This is a genomic window from Janthinobacterium sp. AD80 (genome assembly GCF_002878455.1).
GTDB lineage: Bacteria > Pseudomonadota > Gammaproteobacteria > Burkholderiales > Burkholderiaceae_D > Janthinobacterium.
Genome location: NZ_NRDQ01000370.1, coordinates 1 through 2,615 on the forward strand (window position 1 = coordinate 1; position 2,615 = coordinate 2,615).

The window sequence follows — 2,615 nt, forward strand, 5'->3', positions numbered from 1 at the left end:
CTGGCGCGCCAGGCGCGCAGCTTGAGCGGCGGGGAATTGCAGCGCCTGGCCATCGCGCGGGCGCTGATCGCCGATCCTGCCGTGCTGGTGGCCGATGAGCCGACCGCCGCGCTGGACGCCTCGGTGCAGGCCAAGGTGCTGCGCCTGCTGCTCGACGTGCAGGAGGCGCGCGGCCTGGCCCTGCTGCTGATCACGCACAATCTGCCCGTCGCCCGCCACGTGGCGGACCGCATCGTGCGGCTGGAAAACGGCCGCTGCGTGGCAGAGGCCCCGGGGCCGCCGGCGGGTCAGGAAGGCGCCGCGCCGGTGGCCTGGATGCGCCTGGCCTAATTGAGGAAATCGCCTACATACACCAGGTGTTCGAACGGCGGTTTTTCGTTCTCCGTGCGGGCCAGCACCGTGCCCAGGGTGGCGCGCAGCACGGCCTGTTTCGCGTCGGCGCCCGCATGCGCGACGATGGCCAGCGGCGTGCTGGCTGGCAGGTGGCGCGAGAGGCGTTCGACCAGCGAGGGCAGGTCGGCGCGCATGGTGAAGAACACCAGGGTGGAACCCGTGGCGGCCAGCTTGTCCAGGGTGTCGCTGCCCGTGTAGTCGTCGCGCGTGTCGGCCGAGGCGGCGAGGATGACGGAGCGGCTGTGCTTGCCGCCGGTGACATCGCGGGCCAGCGCCGCATTGGCCGCATTGAAGCAGGAGATGCCAGGCACGACGATCGGATTGAGTTCGCTGAACTCGCTCAGGTAGCCAGATTGCGGCCCGAAGATCATGGCGTCGCCATAGTCAAGCACGGCGACGGTCTTGCCGGCCGCCGCCGCCGCGTGGATGATCTCGCGCGTCTGCTTTTCCATGGCGTCGACCTCCTCTTCCGGCGTATCGCGCCGCGCCAGGGGGCTGAACAGGCCGTGGCCCGCCTTGTGCTGCTCCTTGCCGCTGAGCAGTTCGGAAAATGCTTCCAGCAGTCGCGGGATGCCGAACACGATATCGACGCTGCGCAGGGTTTTCTGCGCTTTCACGGTGATGCTGTCCGGGTCGCCGATGCCGGCGCTGACGAGGTACAGGCCGCAGCGCGCGCCCGCTTGGGTGGTATAGGTCATGGTTCTCTTCTCTCTACGGATGGATGATGGGGATGATGCTTTCGCTTAAAACTGGTAACTGGCGCTCACGCGCACGTCGCGCCCCGGCTCCGGCAGGATGTTGCCGCTACCGCCATCGAGCGAACTGTGGCTCGTGTAGCGCTTGTCGCCCAGGTTGCGCACGGCCAGCGCCAGGCTCAGGGCGCGCAAGGCGGCCGGCTGCCATTGCAGCTGCACGTCGTGCAGCACATAGCCGGCCCGCTGCACCGCCGCTTTCGGCACGTCGTCCAGGCGCCGCACGGCGTTCAGCGTGTAGCCGGCTGTCAGGCCGGGCAGCACCTGCCACTGGCTGTCCCACGTCAGGCGGTCGCCCAGCGCCGTGCCCACGCGGCGCGCCGGGCTCAATGGCTTGCCGCCCACGGTGGTATCGGCCAGCACCACGCCGACGGACGTGTGATAGCTGCCGCGCTGCCAGAGCGCTTTGCCTTCCCAGCCCTTGCTGCGCAAGGTGTCGGGCATGTTGCGGATATACGCGGGGTAGACGGCGCCCTGGCCGGCCCATTCGATCAGGTTGGCGATGCGCGTGTCGAAATAGCCGAGGCGCACGGTCAGGCGGTCGCCGTCCCGCAGCGCATTGGCGCCTTCGTACTGCAGGCCCGCTTCGCGCGTGGCGGAGGTTTCCGGCTTGAAGGGCTTGCCGTTATTGAAATTGCTTTTTTTATCCACGCTGGTGAGGAAACCGATGGGGATGATGCCGCTGGCGCGCACGGCTTCGCCATAGCTGGCGAAGGCGCCCACGCCGCGGCCCAGTTCCATTTCGGCGCCCGCGTTCGGCGACGTCTTGCCGCCCTTCAAATTACGCGGTCCGAAGGCCGTGTTGTAGTGGTCATGGCGCACGCCCAGCGACAGCTGCAAGGCTTGCCAGCGCATGCGCTCCTGCACGAAGACGCCCAGGTTGCGCGCCTGCGTCGATTTGCGGCCCGGCCCCAGGATGGCCGCACCGAGCACGCCGTTGGTGATGCCTTCTTCGTCCATGAAGTCGGCGCCGGCCGTCAGGCGGTGCTGCGTGCCGGCCCAGGCCAGGTGCGCCGTGTTGCGCGCGCTGCCGCCCCATTCCCGCGTCCTGGCGCTGCGCGCCTGGCTCACGTCTTCCAGTGCGTTCTCGTTCTGGTACAGATTGAATTTCCAGTCCAGCAGGCCATTGCCGGCCGGCTGGTAGCGGTGCTCCACGGTATAAGTATGGCGTTCGCTGCGCTGGTAGGTGGGCACGGCGTTCGCGGGCGCATAGCCGTTGTCGCTGCCGACCCGGCTGAACAGGTAGAGTCCCGCATTGCGGTTGCGCGCCGCGCCCAGGCGCAGGCTGTGGCCGGCCAGGTCCAGCAAGCTCAGTTTGAGCAGGTAGTCGCGGTCATGGCCGGCCGAATTGGGCACGTCGCCGCCGCCGCCGATGCGGTAGTTTTCGCGGTTGACGGCGCTCACGTGGGCCAGCAAACCCAGTTTATTGTCCAGCGTTTCGCCGGGCATGCCATACACGCTGATGGCGCC

Annotated in this window: 3 protein-coding genes; 1 reads left to right on the plus strand and 2 read right to left on the minus strand. The window is 68.1% G+C overall.

The window, feature by feature from the left end; all coding sequences use genetic code 11:
• Nucleotides 1-330 (plus strand): ATP-binding cassette domain-containing protein (locus tag JaAD80_RS29750; RefSeq protein WP_146012639.1); only part of this gene is annotated, 330 nt, incomplete at its 5' end.
• Here the strand turns inward: JaAD80_RS29750 and JaAD80_RS29755 are convergent.
• Both JaAD80_RS29755 and JaAD80_RS29760 read right to left on the minus strand, forming a co-directional pair.
• A complete protein-coding gene (locus JaAD80_RS29755; RefSeq protein WP_102299764.1) occupies nucleotides 327-1,091 on the minus strand; it encodes an SAM-dependent methyltransferase in 765 nt (254 codons plus the stop codon). The genes JaAD80_RS29750 and JaAD80_RS29755 overlap by 4 nt on opposite strands.
• 45 nt (nucleotides 1,092-1,136) lie before the next feature.
• On the minus strand, nucleotides 1,137-2,615 hold a 1,479-nt coding region (locus tag JaAD80_RS29760), incomplete at its 5' end, for a TonB-dependent receptor domain-containing protein (RefSeq protein WP_102299765.1).